Raw genomic sequence first — 18601 nt, forward strand, 5'->3', positions numbered from 1 at the left:
ATATTCAGCAATTAAAAACGGGGTTTTCCCCGTTTTTTTATTTAACCATTTTTGTACTTTGTTCCCTTAAAAAAAGTAGGGTTTTCCAGTATTGATTTGTTGGTGAGAGTGATTTAGCTTTGTGGTTATTGTTGGACGAAACTTGGTTTATACAACAGATAACCGAAATCAGTTTTTCCCATATGGTAATATAGTACACATTTATAACAAAATATCAATATACACAAAAAAGTCAACTAATCTCATCTATAAAATATTTGAAAGTAAAGAGGTTGGAAGTTGATTTTCAATTTGTAGCATATGAGCTTTCTATATAGAGAAAACTACCGTTTCAATTTTTTGGATAGATATTCTAGTTATTACTCTTGGATTCTTTTTATCATGATCCCAATTGTTCTTACAGCAATAAGTTTTCTCATTGCTAAGAAGTTGCCAAAAGATTCTTTAAATAGTGCTTCAGTATGCGAAATTGAATTAGCGAACAACAATTTTCTTCCAACTTATTTGGGATACTTTTTTGTCTCCTTGGGGGTAAGCAATATTCCAACGCTAATAGTAGTGTTCGCTATTATTTATGTATTTACCTTTTTATCCCAAACTCTATATTTCAATCCGATATTTTTATTATTCGGTTATCATTTTTACTTTATTAAGACAAGTAAAAACGTAAAAATATTTTTAATAACTAAAAAGTTGCTGAAAACTCCGGGTAATGAAGGTTTTTCTAATCTTAAAAGAATTAATAATTATACATTCATTGATCTAAAATGAAAATCACTATGGCTTCAAATTACATATATGCAAAAGTTAAACGTAAGCAGAATTTGTTTAGAGTAGTTTCTTCTGACGAGACTATTTATGAATTACCAAATTTAGTAGGCATTGAATATAGTCCGTCAACACTAATTGAAGACGAGGAATTATATAAGTTATCGAATTTTTCAACAACTAATTTTGCAACCAATTTCATTTCTGATGATCTTGATTCTGTAAATTACGATCAAATTAATAAAGCAGATTTAAAGAAGCTGTCTTATATATGTACCGTTCAGGAAGGATATTATTTTTTTCAAGTTATCAACTCAAGTTTATATATTAGTAAAAAATGGTTTTCTATTGAGGAGCTAACATTAGAGGTAGATAAACCAATCATCGCAATTAACTCTTTCGCTGATGCCATTTACGATAAAAATAATGATATCCTCTACTTTAAAAAGTTGTCTATAGCAAATCGTATATTTAAAGGAATGGATCAGCTATATCGGGAGGCAACAGATAACGAGACACAGCAATTTTTAGAGAGTGAATTCTTGGATGTGAACAGTAGTTTTGTAAAAAGTAATGTATCCATACCTAATCGAAAGAAAATAGCATTAGTTTCGGATGTTTTAAATCGATTCACTGATGATGAGAAGCAGGCAATATACGATTATACAAATCAGTATGGCCAAGTTACTTATGCTAACGGCAAATTTAATATTGAAACTGACGAAGACTTAAAGTTTGTTCTATGGGGAATAGAACAAAGATTTTATACTACACCAATTGGTGGAGAAAAAAGAGTTGCTAATTCTGTGATCTCAATATAGTTTTCTTGTATACTGATAAAAATACGATATAACCACAGACAGGTACAAATTGCGCTTTCATTTGCTTGATAAAATGGTGTAGATATACCATTGTAAAAGAGGATAAGACTAAGAGTCGGAAATAAAACAAACTATTATGGCTAAAAAATTTATTGCCTATTTTGATTACTTGGGATATAAAGAGTTTATTCTTAACAACAGTAGCGACCATTTAAAAACTAGAGCAGGCCATATCTTAAGAGATATTGAAATATCTTTAGGACAGGGTAAATATCTCCCATTACAACATGGAGCAATCGTAGCAGATTTAAGTTCAACACGTATTAATTGTCTTAATATATCTGATACAGTCATCTTCTGGACAAATGATGACAGCATCGAAAGCCTTGAAGAACTTCTCCTAGTTGCATATGAATTTAATTGGAGAGAAATATTGTATAGCTTTCCTGTTCGAGGAATAATATGTTACGATGAAATGGAGATGATTTCTAGTCAACAAAAAAATATGGCTGGTGCCATTTATAGCCCAAACCTTATTTATGGCAAAGGGCTTGTTCAAGCACATTTAAAAGCAGATAATTTAAGCTGGGCTGGTTCTGTAGTTGATGAAACTGTAATTGAACAAATTAAAGACAAGGTAGATATTCCTAGTTTTCTATCACCTTTTGCTAAGTTATACACTGCCCCCTATAAAAATCCAGAAATATACGGAAATGCGGAAGAGTATACCTTGAATCTAATCAAAGGAGATCTAGATAAAGAATCATTTAATAATGTAGAACAAGGAATTATAGCAGCTTTTCGTAATGATAATAAGTCTATCGATAATCCAAGGGTACAAGAAATTCTTAAAAACACAATTGTCTACCTAAAAACCTACTTGAGTATTTGATACCAAAGATACTTAACCAATCACCCAAATAAGAATGGCAGAAAATATACAATTGGAGTACGATGCTTTTTTAAGGTCTTTCAAAAGAAATATTGACGTTCCTCATTCCTTTTTATTAGGAGCAGGTGCGTCGGTAAGTTCAGGAATACAATCTGCTTATGATTGTATATGGGAATGGAAAAAAGATATATATCTGTCCAAGAACATGAATTCTGCGGAATTTTATAAAAACCACAAGGACGAAGCTGTCAGAAAAAGTATTCAGATCTGGTTGGATAATCAAGGCGTATACCCCGCTCTTGACACACCTGAAGAGTATTCATTTTATGCAGAGAAAGCTTATCCGATAGCCGAAGACAGGCGTAAATACTTTTTAAGTTTAATAGAAAATAAAGAGCCATACGTGGGCTATCATCTTATTTGTTTAATGGCTAAACATGGAATTGTGAAGTCAGTTTGGACAACAAATTTTGATAGCTTGACTATACGGTCTGCTTATCAAAATTCACTAACTCCTATTGAGGTGACGTTAGATAATGCAGAAGGTGTGTTTAGGAATCAGAGCTCTAAAGAGTTATTGGCAATTGCCTTACATGGAGATTATAAGTTTACAACTCTTAAAAACACGGAAAAGGAATTAGATAACCAAAATGACATATTCAAGGAACATTTGGCTAATTATCACACTGATAAAAATCTTATTGTTATTGGATATAGTGGTAGAGATAAATCTCTGATGAATGCGTTGAAGGAGGCTTTTACCAAACGAGGTGCTGGAAGATTGTATTGGTGTGGCTATGGTGATAATATTATTAGTGAAGTATTAGAGCTAATAAATCAGATACGATCGTCTGGCAGGGAAGCATATTATGTAGCAACAGATGGATTCGATAACACTCTAATTCATCTGTCAAAATCGGCTTTTGAGGATAACGTAGCTGTTGCGCCATACCTACAGCAGGTTTTGGAAATATCGAAAGATGAAGATTATATTAAAACCGAATTCAGTTTAAATTTTAGTAGAACAGATAAGTATATAAAGAGTAATCTGCATGCGGTAGTTTTTCCTAAAGAAATTTTTCAATTTGAAATCGATTATAAAGGTGATAAGCCTTGGAACTTTCTGAAGACCGCTACTAAAGAAACGAAAATATGTGCTGTTCCATTCAAACGTAAAGTATTTGCATTAGGAACATTGTCCGATATCAGTAGCACATTTAAAGAGCATTTAAAATCAGAAGTAAAAAGAGAACCAATCTCAAAACATGACATACAAAACGTATCAGCCTTCAAGGCATTAATGCTACAGGCCATTTTGAAACACCTTAGCCACAATTCACAAATTGAAACAAATTTAAAAGATAAGATTTGGCTAAAATCTTCGGAAAAAATTATAGGTGATATTTCGGTGCATAAATCAATATTCTTATCACTATATTTTGATAAGAATAAAGGTTTTGCATATCTATCTTTTACTCCAACAGTTTATCTCTCATCATCACAAGAAATATCTAAAGCTCAAAAACAATCTATAAGTAAAAGCTACTTAGAAAAATTATTTAACAATAAATACGACGAACTTTTAGCATTCTGGACAAAGGTGTTATTCAATGATATAAATTTGAAATTTGACTATCCTCTTAATTCTGGCACGGGTTTCGATTTTCAAATTTCGTCAAACACTGCTTTTGGAGAAATTAATGTATTAGATTCGAATTTTAGGGCTTATCATCCGTCGACTTATGATAAAAGAAAAACGCAATTTAAGGGTGTTCAATTTTTAGAACCTCAGCTTATTTTCAAGAACATTTCCAGCAATCAAGACTTTAAAGATTATCACCCAATGAGGGGATTAGTAAATAATAGGCCTTATGATGTTAATTTAAATGGAATAGTTCTATCTAATGAAATTAACCTCACTGTAATTTGCGGTAAAACTTATTCAGCAAAACTCTATGATTTCCTTTCTAAGCTACAAGTCAAACATGCCACGGAAAATATCAATCCAGACTATTTAATAGACTATCCGGGGTTCACGTCTGTATTTAATCTCCCCATCAATATTCCGCATCCTGAAAATAGCGAAAAATGGATTGATATAGATTTCAAAGGTAATAATGAATCAGAGAACCATACAAATGCTATTGCGGTTGCGAGATTAATTACTGCTAAAATTGAGCAAATTGCTAACACGCAAACTCAAAGTACAATTATAGTTTTTATTCCTAATGAATGGCAACCGTTTGAAGATTATATAAATCAAGGAGAAACTTTTGATCTACACGATTATATAAAAGCGTTTGCTGCCTCCAAAGGGGTTGCCACTCAATTAATAAGAGAAAGTACATTATTAGACAATCTTAAATGTCAGATTTATTGGTGGCTTTCACTTTCATTCTATGTTAAATCATTAAGGACACCGTGGATCTTGAATAATCAAGAAAGAAATACAGCTTATGCTGGTATTGGTTATAGTGTTTCACAAATACAAGAAAGATCGGAAATCGTTATAGGATGTAGTCACATATACGATTCAAATGGACAAGGATTGAAGTATAGATTATCTAAGGTTGATAATTATGTATTAGATAAACAAAATAATCCTTACTTATCATATAAAGATGCGTTTCAATTTGGCGTATCAATTAGAGATCTTTTTTATCAATCGTTAGATAAATTGCCAGAAAGAGTTGTAATTCATAAACGAACAAAATTTACCGAGGATGAAATCAACGGAATAAAGGCAAGCTTAACGAAAGCTGGAATTAAAAAGATAGACTTAATTGAAATTAACTATGAGGTTGATGCTCGTTTTGTTGCAATGAGCATTTATCAAGGTAATTTACAGACAGATCGGTTCCCGATTTCGAGAGGAACTTGTATTGTCACTGATAAATATAATGCACTTTTATGGACACATGGAATAGTCCCTTCTGTTAGGCAGCCTACTTACAAATTTTATCTAGGAGGGAGAAGCATTCCCGCACCAATTAAGATTACAAAACATTATGGAGATGCCAACATAGATGTTATTGCAACAGAAATTTTAGGACTAACAAAAATGAATTGGAATTCACTGGATTTGTATTCTAAGCTGCCATCTACAATCGATTCATCAAACCAAATTGCAAGAATAGGCAAGTTGCTGTCAAGATTTGAAGGTAAAACTTATGATTATAGACTATTTATTTAAATGATAAATACGCGACTTTGCCGCTAGCACCTATGCACACCCAAGCGTATTTCGGATTGTTATTGTCGTTTATGAGTGCGTGCCCCCTGCCCTATTTGTCATTGAAATATGGAGAAGGAAAATGTGTTCTCTCCCCTACTGAGACCGCCTATGGTAACTTCGGGCAGGCCCGCCATCGTAGTCTAGTCGGGCAGGGATAGCAGCGGCATCCTTTTGCGGTGCTCTTTGGGTGGGCTTTGTACTGCTGGCAGATCACCGCAAAAGATATAGCGGATAGCCCGGCCCCGGTATGGGGTTTCGGAAGTAGATCAATTATTAATAACCCTAAAGCTGCAAGCTGCACCAATGCTGCATTTCATCCATCAACCCCATACCGGGGGCACGCCAAAAAAAACAAAAAACACCTATGCTTTTTGTAGCAGTAAAGAGGGCAACAGTATCTTCACTTCTTTTTGCTTCACCTCGTCTTTCCAGTACACCACAAAGTTTATTTTGGCAGCAGTAACCCTGAAGCCCCGCTGGTAGTGCGCCTGCAAAGCTGTTCTGAATTTTTGGGCATACTTTAAGAGCTGCTCCCCCTGCGCATTGGCCAGGCCATCTTCCAGGGGATGCAAGGCAGCGCCGCTGAACAGGGAGTGGAGCCTATGCTGCACATATTCGAAATAGCCGAGCTGCACATCGCGATGGCCGAGGTGTAGCGTAATTTGCTGTGGCTCGGGGTATGGCTGAGCATCCTGGTGGTAAACAAGCCCGGCTGCGGAGAAGGGCTGCAGATAAGCACCCTGGTAATGTATATCCAGCCTGGTTTTGGCCCGGGTGATGGCTACATAAAATTGCCGCTTTTCTTCATCGGTATGGGGTGTAAATTGTTGCAACAGCAGGTACACATTGTCAAACTCCTTGCCCTTGGCCTTATGAATGGTGGAGGCATAGATCACTTCGGTATCCAGGTCCAGGAAGTCTTCTGCCCTGGATTCGAAGAGGAAGGCCTTCCAGTCGCTTTTGTATTTCCTGGCGGTGTTCACAGCTTCAAAGGCCCGGATGGCGGCCAGGGCCAGGTCTTGCTGCTTGCTGGTAGGGATATGCGCCTGCAAGCGGCGTTTGGCATCGGCCCAGTCCTCATCGGTGATCAAAGGATTGTCGGCATCGCTATTGAGGCTATCTGAAAAATAGCGCAGCTCGTACAGGTTGCCGAGGCTAAAGCCGTCGTTGGTCTGGATGAGCTTTGCGGGCAAGCGTTGCTGTAACAGCAGGCTGCAGAGCAGCTGGGCCTCTTCGTTGGTTTTGGTAAGCACGCAGGTAGAGCCTGAGAGGGCGGCTTTGCCGATGATGGCTGTTAAGGGTACAATGATGTTTGGATAAGTGTATTCTGTAATTTGAATGTGCCCGTTTTGCTGCTGGCTGGCAAAGCAGGGCTGCGTTTTCAGCCGATGGCCGATGGTGCCGGCCCACTGGTTGGCCAGCGATACGATATTGTCTTTGCTGCGGTAGTTCTCCGTGAGCTCGTATTTAACGGCACCCTTCTGGCTAATGAGCTGCTGCATATAAGCCGCATTGGCGCCACGAAACCCGTAGATGTTTTGATCATCATCGCCTACCAGTATGACGCGCATATCTTCGCTGATAGCTATAATGGTATTTTATAGGGCGTGCCCCCTGCCCTGCTTGTTTATTGTTGTATTAGCAGGCAGGGGTCGGGCTATTCGCTGCTACTCCGCCACAAAATCCAAGCTGCAAAGGCTTCAGCGGGGTATCCGCTGCTATCCCTCACGCGGGGATACAACGTATATATAAGCGAATTGTAAATGCATGGCAAATGTTTACAATTCAACCTCTGTGTCTTCTCAAAACCAGTCTCAAACAACTATATTTTTGAAAGTGTGGCGGGTGTTGCAATAATGTTGATGGGCTCAGTAGAGGTGCTCAGTAGCGGACTCAAATCGAAAATCATGCTCGCGATTGATTTTCGGGGTCCTTTTTGCGCTACTTTTTGGACAATCAAAAAGTAGCAGAAGAACTACTTAATGCGCAATCATTAAATAGCTGGCCGCCGGGTTTTGTTTCCTACATAAATCCGTTGTGTTTTACACCAAAAAGCTTGTATTTTATGTATCTTTAGGCTTGCATAATCTAATTTGAAAAAACTAAATTTGCTCCTATGACAACACATACCGCTATGCCGAACCATAAAGTACACGAAGGCCGCAACATTAAACGTTTCCGCGAAATGCTGGGTATAAAGCAAGATGCCCTGGCTTTTGACCTTAACATGAGCCAGCAAGCCGTATCCTTGCTGGAGCAGAAGGAAACTATCGATACTCCCCTACTTCAAAAAATATCTGCCCTATTAAAAATACCGGTGGAGGCGATCCAGAATTTTGATGAGGAACAGGCGATTAATATTATTGCTAACACAGTAAATACTGTTAATGATAATGCCACAGGCCAAGTGTTTCAAATCAACCCTACAATTAATACTTCTGAAAAATGGATGGAAGCGTTAGAGGAGATTAAAAGATTGAATGAAGACAAAATTGCTTTGTATGAAAGAATGCTAAAGGAGAAAGACGATATGATGGCGAAGTATGAGCAATTGATGAATAATAGGTAGTTTTTTTATTAGGGCGTGCCCCTGCCCTGCCGCCTGTGCGCGAATGGCTATACTTCATGGCAAGGACAGGGTCGGGCTACTATGGGGTGCGCTGCGCTTCCGTGCTTTGCACCGGCTCCTTGCAGTCGCCGCCCGCCGTATCCCTCACGCATACAGGCTTTACAACATTATCCAGCTTAACTACAAAATATTCAGCAATTAAAAACGGGGTTTTCCCCGTTTTTTCTATTTAACACTTTTGTACATTGCCCCCTAAAAAGTAGGGTTTTCCAGTATTGTATGATTTAATCTTGTTAATTAGCTTTGTAGCTAAAGATTAGAAGATGCTGCCCGAGTAACTCATAAGTGAAAAATAGGAATATAAAATGAGGAAAACCCCGACTAGGCGTAATGCTTAATTGTTACTTTTAAGGCAGAATCTAGAGGGATAAAGAGAAATGAATCAAAAGATTGCTGTGCATAGCTCAAATACTGTTCTTTTTTCTTTCTGCTAACTGAGTTATTTTTGTATATTAATGGCCGATGTACATTCTAAAGAGATAAGGAGTTATAACATGAGCCGCATCAAGGGTAAGGACACAAAACCCGAAATGCTGGTTCGAAAATTTCTGTTCTCAAAAGGATTGCGCTATAAGCTGCATGATAAAACACTGCCGGGCAAGCCAGACATGGTTTTTCCCAAATACAAAACAGTGCTGTTTATACATGGCTGCTTCTGGCACGGGCATGAAGGCTGCAAATATTATGTGGTGCCCAAAACAAAAACAGAATGGTGGTTAAATAAAATTAATGGCAATGTAAAAAAGGATACAGATAGTATTGCCAGGCTACAGCAACTGGGCTGGAAAGTAATAGTAGTGTGGGAATGTGCGCTTAAGCCTGGTAAGGTGGATGACACATTACAAAGTCTAATGAAAACATTTAAACAAAACGATGAGTCTTAAATATATTGATCTGTTTGCCGGTGCCGGTGGTTTGTCCGAGGGATTTATCCGTGCGGGCTTTGACCCTGTAGCGCATGTGGAAATGGACAAAGCAGCGTGCTATACGTTGCAAACCCGGGTGGCATATCATCATCTGAAATCACAAAATCGCTTTCACGAATATGTTTCTTATCTGAAAGGGGAGATATCCAGGGCAGATCTTTACAGCAGGATACCTACAGAACTCCTTAGCTCTGTTATAAACCATCCTGTTGGTGCGGAAAGTAATCCTATTATTCATAAAGCCATAGAAAAACAGTTAAAAGGGGACCAAGTAGATTTAATTATTGGTGGCCCACCCTGCCAGGCTTATTCTTTAGCAGGTCGTGCGCGTTCAAAGAACGGGATGAAAGGAGACAAAAGAAATTACCTGTATGTACAATACGGGAAATATCTGGAAAAATATAAACCCAAAATGTTTGTCTTTGAAAATGTCCTCGGTCTGCTATCTGCCGGAAAAGGTGTTTACCTCGAAAATATGAGAAAGCTTTTCCTGAAAAAAGGCTATGCTATGAAAGTATTCCGGTTAGAGGCCAATGATTTTGGCGTTTTACAAAACAGAAAACGTATCATAATAATTGGCTGGAAAAATGAGCTGAATATAGAAGTGCCAGATCTTGAAGCAATTAAAATGTTAACAGCTCATACTGTACAATCTCTGTTCAGCGATCTTCCTAAAATACAGGCCGGAGAAGGCAGCAGATATCTTAAGTACAGTTCAAAAACCAACGAGTACCTTTCTGGGAAGGCAATACGTAACGGTATAGAGATTTTAACACAGCACATAGCCCGGCCACATTCAGACCAGGATAAAGAAATCTACCGGATTGCAGTTAAAAAGTGGAATAATGAAGGGACAAGACTAAACTATAATGACCTGCCGGAAAGATTAAAAACCCATCAAAACAGAGAATCCTTTATGGACCGTTTTAAAGTGGTAGCGCAGGACGAGCCTTTTTCTCAAACGGTTGTTGCTCATATTGCAAAGGATGGACACTATTACATTCATCCGGATATTGAACAGAATCGTTCGTTAAGTATAAGGGAGGCTGCCCGGTTACAATCTTTCCCGGATGATTATTTTTTTGAAGGTGTAAAAGATGGTATTAATCGAACTCCTGCGTTTAAACAAATAGGCAATGCAGTACCACCATTAATGGCGTATGAGATTGCGAAAATATTAAAAGTATTTTTATGAGCAAAGAAATATTAAGCAATGGCCTATATAAGATAAGACCCGCTGCCCGGATTATTCACACTATCGGAAGCGATCTGATAGGAGATGCTTATGCGGCGTTAATAGAATTGGTTAAAAACTCTTATGATGCAGATTCCACTAAAGTCGATATTGTTTTTGAGTACAAAAAAATTGATACTGAAAATGCTTTAGTTATTACAATAAAAGATGATGGACATGGGATGAGTTTTGATACCTTAATTAATAAATGGCTTGTCCCCGCTACAAATGACAAATTAGAACGAAAAAAGAGCCCTGGCAGAAAAAGGGCTTTTCAGGGAAGAAAAGGAATAGGTAGATTCGCTGCATCGGTGTTAGGACAGGAAATGACGTTGTCATCTGTTGACAGTACAGGTGAAAAATCAATTGCAGTAATTGACTGGAGAGTATTTGATAGCAATACATTTCTTGATAATGTTGAATTATTGGTAGAAAAGGAAAATACTAACGAAGCTCCTGGTACTACGTTACAAATTATCGCCAAAAATGAAGGTGAAAATAATAAAATTAGCACTTGGGATGTAGTTTCAATAAATAATCTTTTTCAGGAATTAAGAAAGCTGATATCGCCATTCGAAGAGTTTGATAAAGATAAATTTGATATAAATCTTTCATTTATTAATTGTCCTTTTGAGCAATTCAATAATCAGGAATTTAAAATTGAAACATATCCTATAATTAAATTTTATGATTATAGAATAAGTGGAACTATAAGCGAAAGTGGAGAGGCAAATCTTTTATTTGAAAATAACATTAACCCAGAAGCAAAACAGTCGGAGCGCATACATGCTAAATATCAATTAGAAAGAAATGGAAGATATTGTGGCCCTATAAAAATAGATTACCGTGTCTATGATAGAGAGCCAGAAGCGATAGATAACCTTATAAATAAAGGACTTATTAATCCTGTAAATGAAAAATTTATGGGTAAACGTGAAGCAAAGAGGCTATTAGATGAAGTATATGGCGTTAATATATATAAAAATGCGTTTAGAATACGGCCATATGGAAATGGTGGTGTTGACTGGCTGGATTTAGATAAAGACAGAATTCAAAATTTTACACTAAGGATTAGCAATAATCAGATAGTGGGGTTCATATTCATCGAATCTGAAGAACTTTCTCATTTAGAAGAAAAAAGTGCAAGAGATGGATTGAAAGAAAATGAATATTATTTTGGATTGAAAGAGTTGGCTAAGAAAGCTTTAGCAGAATTGGAAACAAGACGACTGGCATATCGGGTTAAAAGTGAAAAAAGCAGAAATAATGCCACAAGCTTTCAAACTACAATTAATGATCTTTTTAGTTTACAAGATGTAAAGAATACTATCGACAGTAAATTGAACCAACTAAATGTGACAAAGGATGCAATAAAAGAAATAAATGAGATACTTGATAAAGAAGAGGTAAAAAAAGCAACCTTAAAAGATGAAATAGAAAAAACTATTGCAATATATCAAGGTCAGGCTACACTTGGCAAAATCGTTAATCTCATCTTACACGAAGGAAGAAAGCCTATTCAGTTTTTCAATTCAGAAACTGGTGTTATCGAAAGATATATCAAACATTATAAAGCTACAAAAGACGAAGAGATACTACCAGAGCTAAATAAAAGCATTGAAGGCTTTCGCACTAACAGTAAAATCATATCCGGATTATTTAGAAGAATCAACCCCCTTGCAAGTCAGAAAAGAGGTAACAGAGAAAACTTCTCTATATTACCGATACTAAACGATAGCGTCAGAATATTTACCAGCAGTCTTAATGATATGGGAGCAGATGTGATTATAGAATGCGAAAAAGGAATTAATCTTTATGGATGGTCAGAAGACTTATATACGCTACTAACTAATTTGCTAGAAAACAGCGTTTACTGGTTAAGTATCTCCAATAAAATGCAGAAACAAGTTCAAATATTAGTTTCTGAAAATTCAGAAACAGTAGTCATTGATTACAAAGATAATGGTCCGGGCTTATCAAACCTTGAAATAGAGTCAGAGGTAATTTTCGAGCCTGGGTATTCAAAAAAACTTTATGGAACGGGCCTTGGGCTCGCTATAGCTGGAGAGGCAGCAAGCAGATTAAACGGAAAACTTATCGCCCGGAAATATAGTGATGGAGCATACTTTCAAATTGAATTTAATAAATAAAATACCAGATTACACCCAATGACAGAACTTAAATTATTTATCGCAGAAGACGATGACAATGTGCTCAATGGCTATAAAAGCAATATTGATTCTTTTAATAAAACAAATGGGCGAATTAGAATTAACTACACAATAGAAAAAGATAAAGACAAAGCCCTTATAGCCTTAAAAGGGAACGATGGCATTTTTGACGGTGCTATTGTCGATTTAGATTTAAAACAGTCTGGTGGTGTGGATAGTTCTGGTAATGATGTAATTCGTGAAATAAAGAATAATCTTCGTTTTCCGGTTTTTGTAATTTCAGGTACTACACACAATTTAGATAAAGATTTAAAAGAAGAAACTGTATTCTTTAAAGTAAGGGAAAGGGATGCGTCATTTGATTACCTAGCTGAGTTTGTCTCAATATTTGACACAGGTATAACGCATATATTGGCCAGGAGGGGTACAATCGACGAATATTTGAGTAAAATTTTCTGGAAGCATTTATCTGGAACTATGGATATGTGGACAAGTGATTTAAGCCGAACTCCTGAAAAAAAGCAAAAATCTTTGCTAAGATATACTTTGCTTCATATTCAGGAATACTTAGAATTAACTGAAGAATCAGATTTTGAAGACTATCATCCAGCTGAAGTTTATATAGCTCCGCCTATAAAAAACAGAGTATTTACAGGCGACTTAATAAAAGAAGCTGATACAAATAAACGTTTTGTAGTGTTAACTCCATCATGTGATTTAGCGCAGTCAAAAGCTAAAGATATTTTGCTGGCCGAAATCGAATCTGATCAGGATGGGTTATTTAAAGAAAAAGTGGGTATTCTAAAAAAGAATAAAGCAACACAGGATGTGCTGGGACAAGCTGAAAAGGACTTAAAAGCTTTAATAAGTAATAGCTATTCTAATAAGTATCATTTTTTACCTGCTTACAATCACATAGGGGCCGGACTTATCAACTTTCAAAAATTAAAGTCTATTCGTGCGAATGATTTTGATAAAAGCTATGAAAGAATTGCATCTATTAATAGTAGTTTTACAAAAGATATTATTGCAAGATTCTCTTATTACTACTCAAGACAAGGATCCCCTGATTTTCACATAGAAGAGATTTTTAACGCTCTAATTAAAAATTAAATTACTCAATTAGTTTACTTACAATTCTAGTCTCTCCCCCGCGTGAGGGATAGCAGCGGTAGCCCACAGCCGCGGCCCTAGCCGGGGCGAGGACTACAAGCATAACCGAGCGGCGAAGCAACTAAATGTTGCTTTGATGCGAAGGTTACCAGCATTGCTGCCCGGCCCCGGTATGGGGCTTGGGGAGCAGCGCTTTATTACATTCGCGAAGGCTATAAGGTGTACCTTGCTACACTGTTGCCCCATTGGCCCCATACCGGGGGCACGCCCTAAAAGAAAAAATTAAAAACCAATCCATACAGGCCACCCTTAGCCCACGCCGGGTATATACTATCGCATCCATGAGGCCAATCAAATTTAAATGCTAATTTTGTTAGTATATGATGCAGCGATCCGGCAGTGCAGACTTACCCCTTCATAACGGCCAGGTGCCGCCCTGGCTGGCAGCGCGCATGGCGGCATTGGGCAAGGCGATTGTGGAAGAAATTATTGCCGGCCAGGGTAAAAGCGCCCTGCTGTCTAAGCTCAGCGACCCCTTCTGGTTCCAGAGCCTGGGCGCGGTGATGGGTATGGACTGGCATTCGTCGGGCATTACTACTTCGGTAATGGGGGCTTTAAAAAGCAGCATCAACCCGCTGGCCAGGGAGCTGGGCATCTGCATCTGCGGCGGTAAGGGCCGCCACTCGCGGAATACGCCACAGGATATCCTGCGCTTTGCCGAAACCACGGGCCTGAACGCGCCCGGCCTGGTGCGCAGCAGCAAGCTAAGCGCCAAGGTGGATAATACGGCCGTGCAGGATGGCTTTCAGCTGTACCAGCATCATTTCATTGTGAGCGACGAGGGCCAGTGGACGGTGATACAGCAAGGCATGCGCGACAGCAGCGCTACGGCCCGGCGGTATCATTGGCACTCCCCATCGGTACAATCGTTTACCGAAACGCCGCATACCAGCATTTACGGGGCCAACCAGGGTACCATCCTCAACCTGACGGACAAGCTGGCGCAACCCTTAAAAACCGCTATGATGGAAGTGGCCACCGAAAACCCGGACCGGATGCTGCCGGAGATCGCGAAGATGAGGCACCTGGTAATGCCGGGTCACCACGATGTGAGGGCCAAGGATGTGGACCTGAAGCGCCTGGGCGCGGTGCTATGGCTGGCGCAGGAAAAGCAGGTGCAAAACTTCGAAGAGCTACTGTTGCTGGAAGGCCTGGGCCCGAGAACATTGCAGTCGCTGGCGCTGGTGAGCGAGGTGATCTACGGGCAGCCCACGCAGTTTAAGGATCCGGCGCGTTTTTCGTTTGCCCATGGCGGTAAGGATGGTCACCCCTTCCCGGTGCCTACTAAAGTGTATGATGAAACGATCGACACTTTACAGCAGGCCATTCAAAGGGCGAAGCTGGGCCGGAAGGATAAAATGCAGGCGATACAATCGCTGTCGAAAATAACGGAGCGGCTGGCCGAGGATTTTATTCCGGATGGCAGTATTGACGAGGTGATCGCCCGGGAAAGAGCTGAGTCCTGGAAATATGGCGGGAGGACGGTTTTTGGGAAGGCAAAGGGGCCGCATGGCCGGCAATTAGATTTGTTTGATGATAAGGGATAATGAAAAACGGCACCCCCACCCACTGCTTTAGCATGTCTTGTTCTGCAGCATTACCAACAACAAGAGGATGTCCACTTTTTCAAGGCGTGTCAATTTGTTAACAAGCAAATTGTAAACAGTACAAAGTGTTAACAGACCTGGTGTTAACAAAATCATTCAATGCAAAATGGCTGGAGGTACTCAATCCAGTTTCGTAAAACTCAAATACTGCACAAACCGCGGCTGGTCCGACCGGTTGATGCTGGCAGCATGGGGTAAGGTTTGCAGCCATACTACAATATCGCCTTGCCTGCCGGGTACGGGTATGGCTCCGGCTTCCACCTCAATAGCATGTTGCGCGGCCACCGGGTTGCTGAACTGTTGCTGGTAGGCTTCGTAGCGGTGGTGAAAACCGGGGATCAGCTTTAGCGGACCGCGATCTTCGGGCGTATCATCCAGGTAAATAAGTCCCTGTATATAATATTCCGGAGGCCGCCGGTGGTCGATATCCCAATGCAGGGCATGGTGACGGAATTTCCACTGCTCTGTCTCAGGTGGATTATAACTTACCTTATCGGTATTGGCCACAATGTTGGGCGTTTGATAAAGTTCGGCAAACAGCTGCTTTACTGCCGGGTGCCGGCGAATGGTTTCCATATCGGGTTGCTGGTATACCTGCAGCATCAGGCCATGCCAGTCTTGATGATGAGGATACCAGCTAGCCGCATCATTGAGGTCGATGCCCTGGTAGTCGCATATAAACTGTTTCACACGTTCACAATAATCAGGAGGCACCAATCCGCCAATACGCAGATACCCCTGCTCCTGCCAGTGCTGCCATTGTTCTGCTGTAAGTATCCGTTGGGTTGATTCTGTTTCAGCGGTTGACAGGCCATCAAAAAGACGGCCAGCCTCTGTTACCGCGTCAGCACCTCGGGTATCTCGCAGCCATTGGACAAAGCCGGCTTCTGACTGGCATTCGCTATACAGGTAACGGAAAGTTTCCAGTTTGCCCAGTCCGTACAGGGCCAGCCAGCGGTTTTCTATTTTTTCGTAGTTGGGTATAGCCTGCGGACGTGGCTTGCCTGCTTTTACGTTCAAATGAGCAGTAACAAAATAATGGATAAATTCCTTGTTGGTCATGGTAGCACGAATATAATGGTTTAGCCGCGGGATGCCGAATGCTGCGAAATATTGATCGTCGAAGTTATACATCAACGGGTACTATCTGAAGTATTACCGTCTCACAAACTGTCCCTGTAATGGGCTGTACCTTCCCAGCCCGCATCTATCCTGATCCTGAGGCTGTCCTCCAACCTACTAAACCTATTTTTTATATAAGCATCTGCGGTCATGACTTCGCCGTCATAATAGGTATCATCTTCAGCAGGCTTAACAGGTTAGATAAACGGATATAGTCCTGAACGGGTGATTGACAATTTACCGCTGAGAATAAGAGAAGCAGAGATAACGCAGCGTATTTAAGGTGTTTAACCTCAAGATACATTTTATCAGAATCCTACTCCAGGTTTTACTTCTTCAGAATCAGAATATTCCTCTGAGCATCCTTTGCGTCCTCCTTTCTTGGCGGTTAATAAATCGTCCTTCATCATAAATTGTATATTTTAGCTATCTCAATCATCACTTATGGCATATGATACCCGGCTGGCCGACCGTGTGCGGCAATACCTGCAACAAAAACCTGGTATTGAGATTGAAGAAAAGACCATGTTCAGCGGACTGGCTTTTATGATAAATGGTAAAATGTGTGTGAATGTTGCCGGCAACCGGCTTATGTGCCGTTATGATCCTGCGCTTGATACACTACTGGCCGAAGCGCCGGGTTATCAGCCCATGATCATGAGAGGCAAAGAGCTTTCGGGCTATTGCTATGTGGAACCGGAAGTATTGCAAACCACAAAAGCGCTTACCTACTGGATCAGGCTTTGCCTGGAGTATAACCCCAGGGCCAAAGCTTCAAAGAAAAAGTAACCCCCTGCAAATGTTCAAACGGCTGCAAAAACAAGAAATAGAAACCCCCTGTTTATTTAATGAAAGATCCTTTATAATCTACACCCAAACCCGGTAATCCGTTGTATATAATCTTTCCGTTATCATAGTCAACGCCCGTAGCTACATCTTCTTCCAGCAGTAAGGGGCCGTCCATATCCAGGTAATCTACCAACGGCGCCAGATGCGCCATGGCAGCCGAGCCAACAGAACTTTCATTCATGCACCCCAGCATTACCTTTAAATTGCGTTTACGGGCATCGGGTATCATTCGCAGCGCGGGCGTAATACCACTGCATTTGGTGAGTTTAATATTGACGCCGTGAAAATGTCCTTCACATTTTGCTACATCTGCCTCAGCCACACAGCTTTCGTCGGCGATCAATGGCAGCGTGGATTGCTCAAACAATACTTTCATACCCTCCCAGTTATTCTTTGCCAGGGGTTGTTCCACCAGTTCCACCCCCAGCTCTTTTAATTGAGGTATCAGCTGCAGCGCCGTCTCCAGGTCCCAGCCGGCATTTGCGTCTACTCTTAACACAGCATCCGTTTGGCTGCGCAACGCCTTTACAATACCGATATCATCGGCAGTGCCCACTTTTATTTTATATATGGGCCAGGGACGCTCTTTCAGTTTGTCTGTCATTTTCTCTATGGTATCTATACCAATAGTGTAGTCGGTTAACGGGCTTTTGGTAATATCTCCTTTCCAAAGCCGGTACAAAGGTTTACGCGACATCTTTCCAAAAATATCCCAGGCAGCCATATCCAATGCGCACACTAAAAATGGGTTTTTAGGCAACAGATGATGCAGGAAATGCCAGTACCGGTCGGGCTCTGTAAAAGCAAACCTTTCGATCTGGGTATGTTTGGCTTGCAAGTCCTCCATCATTTTTTCAACCGTGATATCGTAATAAGTGATGGCCGGCGCTTCCCCGTACCCCCTGATACCAAAATGCTCCAACATTACTATTAATGTGGGTTGGTGTGTTTTGGTACCTTTTGAAATGGTAAACGGATGCCTGAACTTTAAATGATGGGGATAATATTCCAGTTTCACTTTGTATTGTTTTTGCAAAAAAACAATTCCTTTTTCATAAAACGAAAAGGAATTAATGGGGAGAACTGTTGTTCAGTTATTGAAGGTTTTAACTTTTCAAAGCCCTATCTTGCACGCCGGTTTATCCGAACCTTTCCATCTTTGTAAAATATTTGT

General features: G+C 39.9%; 14 protein-coding genes. 11 read left to right on the forward strand and 3 right to left on the reverse strand.

Annotated features, from left to right (window positions below):
• The first annotated feature begins 300 nt into the window (after positions 1 to 300).
• The 4 genes from ACLOAU_RS26310 to ACLOAU_RS17190 all read left to right on the forward strand — a co-directional run bounded on the left by ACLOAU_RS26310 (position 301) and on the right by ACLOAU_RS17190 (position 5674).
• The gene (locus ACLOAU_RS26310) at positions 301 to 771 is read left to right on the forward strand and encodes a KwaA family protein (protein ID WP_490390944.1); all 471 of its coding nucleotides are present in this window, start codon (positions 301 to 303) and stop codon (positions 769 to 771) included.
• A gap of 8 nt (positions 772 to 779) precedes the next feature.
• Entirely contained in the window at positions 780 to 1589 is an 810-nt protein-coding gene (locus tag ACLOAU_RS17180) for a hypothetical protein (protein ID WP_427863136.1), read from the forward strand.
• Between the two features lie 136 nt (positions 1590 to 1725).
• On the forward strand, positions 1726 to 2481 hold the full coding sequence (locus tag ACLOAU_RS17185) for a hypothetical protein (RefSeq protein WP_427863137.1): 756 nt from the start codon (positions 1726 to 1728) through the stop codon (positions 2479 to 2481).
• Between the two features lie 34 nt (positions 2482 to 2515).
• Entirely contained in the window at positions 2516 to 5674 is a 3159-nt protein-coding gene (locus tag ACLOAU_RS17190; protein WP_427863138.1) for an SIR2 family protein, read from the forward strand.
• 404 nt (positions 5675 to 6078) lie between these two features.
• On the opposite strand, the gene ACLOAU_RS17195 is transcribed toward ACLOAU_RS17190, so the two are convergent.
• Entirely contained in the window at positions 6079 to 7287 is a 1209-nt protein-coding gene (locus ACLOAU_RS17195) for a 3'-5' exonuclease (RefSeq protein WP_427863139.1), read from the reverse strand.
• A gap of 545 nt (positions 7288 to 7832) precedes the next feature.
• Here ACLOAU_RS17195 and ACLOAU_RS17200 point away from each other — a divergent pair.
• The 6 genes from ACLOAU_RS17200 (at position 7833) to ACLOAU_RS17225 (ending at position 15396) form a co-directional block, all read left to right on the forward strand.
• Positions 7833 to 8285 (forward strand): helix-turn-helix transcriptional regulator, encoded by a 453-nt coding sequence (locus ACLOAU_RS17200; RefSeq protein WP_427863140.1) that lies wholly within the window; start codon positions 7833 to 7835, stop codon positions 8283 to 8285.
• A 515-nt stretch (positions 8286 to 8800) separates the two neighbouring features.
• A complete protein-coding gene (locus ACLOAU_RS17205; protein WP_427863141.1) occupies positions 8801 to 9229 on the forward strand; it encodes a very short patch repair endonuclease in 429 nt (142 codons plus the stop codon).
• A complete protein-coding gene (locus ACLOAU_RS17210; RefSeq protein ID WP_427863142.1) occupies positions 9219 to 10466 on the forward strand; it encodes a DNA cytosine methyltransferase in 1248 nt (415 codons plus the stop codon). The genes ACLOAU_RS17205 and ACLOAU_RS17210 overlap by 11 nt, the downstream gene beginning before the upstream one ends.
• The gene (locus tag ACLOAU_RS17215; protein ID WP_427863143.1) at positions 10463 to 12655 is read left to right on the forward strand and encodes an ATP-binding protein; all 2193 of its coding nucleotides are present in this window, start codon (positions 10463 to 10465) and stop codon (positions 12653 to 12655) included. The genes ACLOAU_RS17210 and ACLOAU_RS17215 overlap by 4 nt, the downstream gene beginning before the upstream one ends.
• An 18-nt stretch (positions 12656 to 12673) precedes the next feature.
• A complete protein-coding gene (locus ACLOAU_RS17220; protein ID WP_427863144.1) occupies positions 12674 to 13789 on the forward strand; it encodes a hypothetical protein in 1116 nt (371 codons plus the stop codon).
• Positions 13790 to 14172: 383 nt separating this feature from the next.
• The gene (locus tag ACLOAU_RS17225) at positions 14173 to 15396 is read left to right on the forward strand and encodes a DUF763 domain-containing protein (RefSeq protein ID WP_427864300.1); all 1224 of its coding nucleotides are present in this window, start codon (positions 14173 to 14175) and stop codon (positions 15394 to 15396) included.
• Between the two features lie 180 nt (positions 15397 to 15576).
• On the opposite strand, the gene ACLOAU_RS17230 is transcribed toward ACLOAU_RS17225, so the two are convergent.
• The gene (locus tag ACLOAU_RS17230; RefSeq protein ID WP_427863145.1) at positions 15577 to 16590 is read right to left on the reverse strand and encodes a phytanoyl-CoA dioxygenase family protein; all 1014 of its coding nucleotides are present in this window, start codon (positions 16588 to 16590) and stop codon (positions 15577 to 15579) included.
• Between the two features lie 432 nt (positions 16591 to 17022).
• Between ACLOAU_RS17230 and ACLOAU_RS17235 the strand changes: the two genes are divergently transcribed.
• On the forward strand, positions 17023 to 17367 hold the full coding sequence (locus tag ACLOAU_RS17235; RefSeq protein ID WP_427863146.1) for a TfoX/Sxy family protein: 345 nt from the start codon (positions 17023 to 17025) through the stop codon (positions 17365 to 17367).
• A 52-nt stretch (positions 17368 to 17419) separates the two neighbouring features.
• Here the strand turns inward: ACLOAU_RS17235 and ACLOAU_RS17240 are convergent, their stop codons facing one another.
• Positions 17420 to 18445, reverse strand: a complete 1026-nt coding sequence (locus ACLOAU_RS17240) for a dipeptide epimerase (RefSeq protein ID WP_427863147.1) — start codon at positions 18443 to 18445, stop codon at positions 17420 to 17422.
• Between the last annotated feature and the right edge of the window lie 156 nt (positions 18446 to 18601).

The sequence above is a fragment of the Paraniabella aurantiaca genome, assembly GCF_050309965.1.
Taxonomy (GTDB): Bacteria; Bacteroidota; Bacteroidia; order Chitinophagales; family Chitinophagaceae; genus Niabella.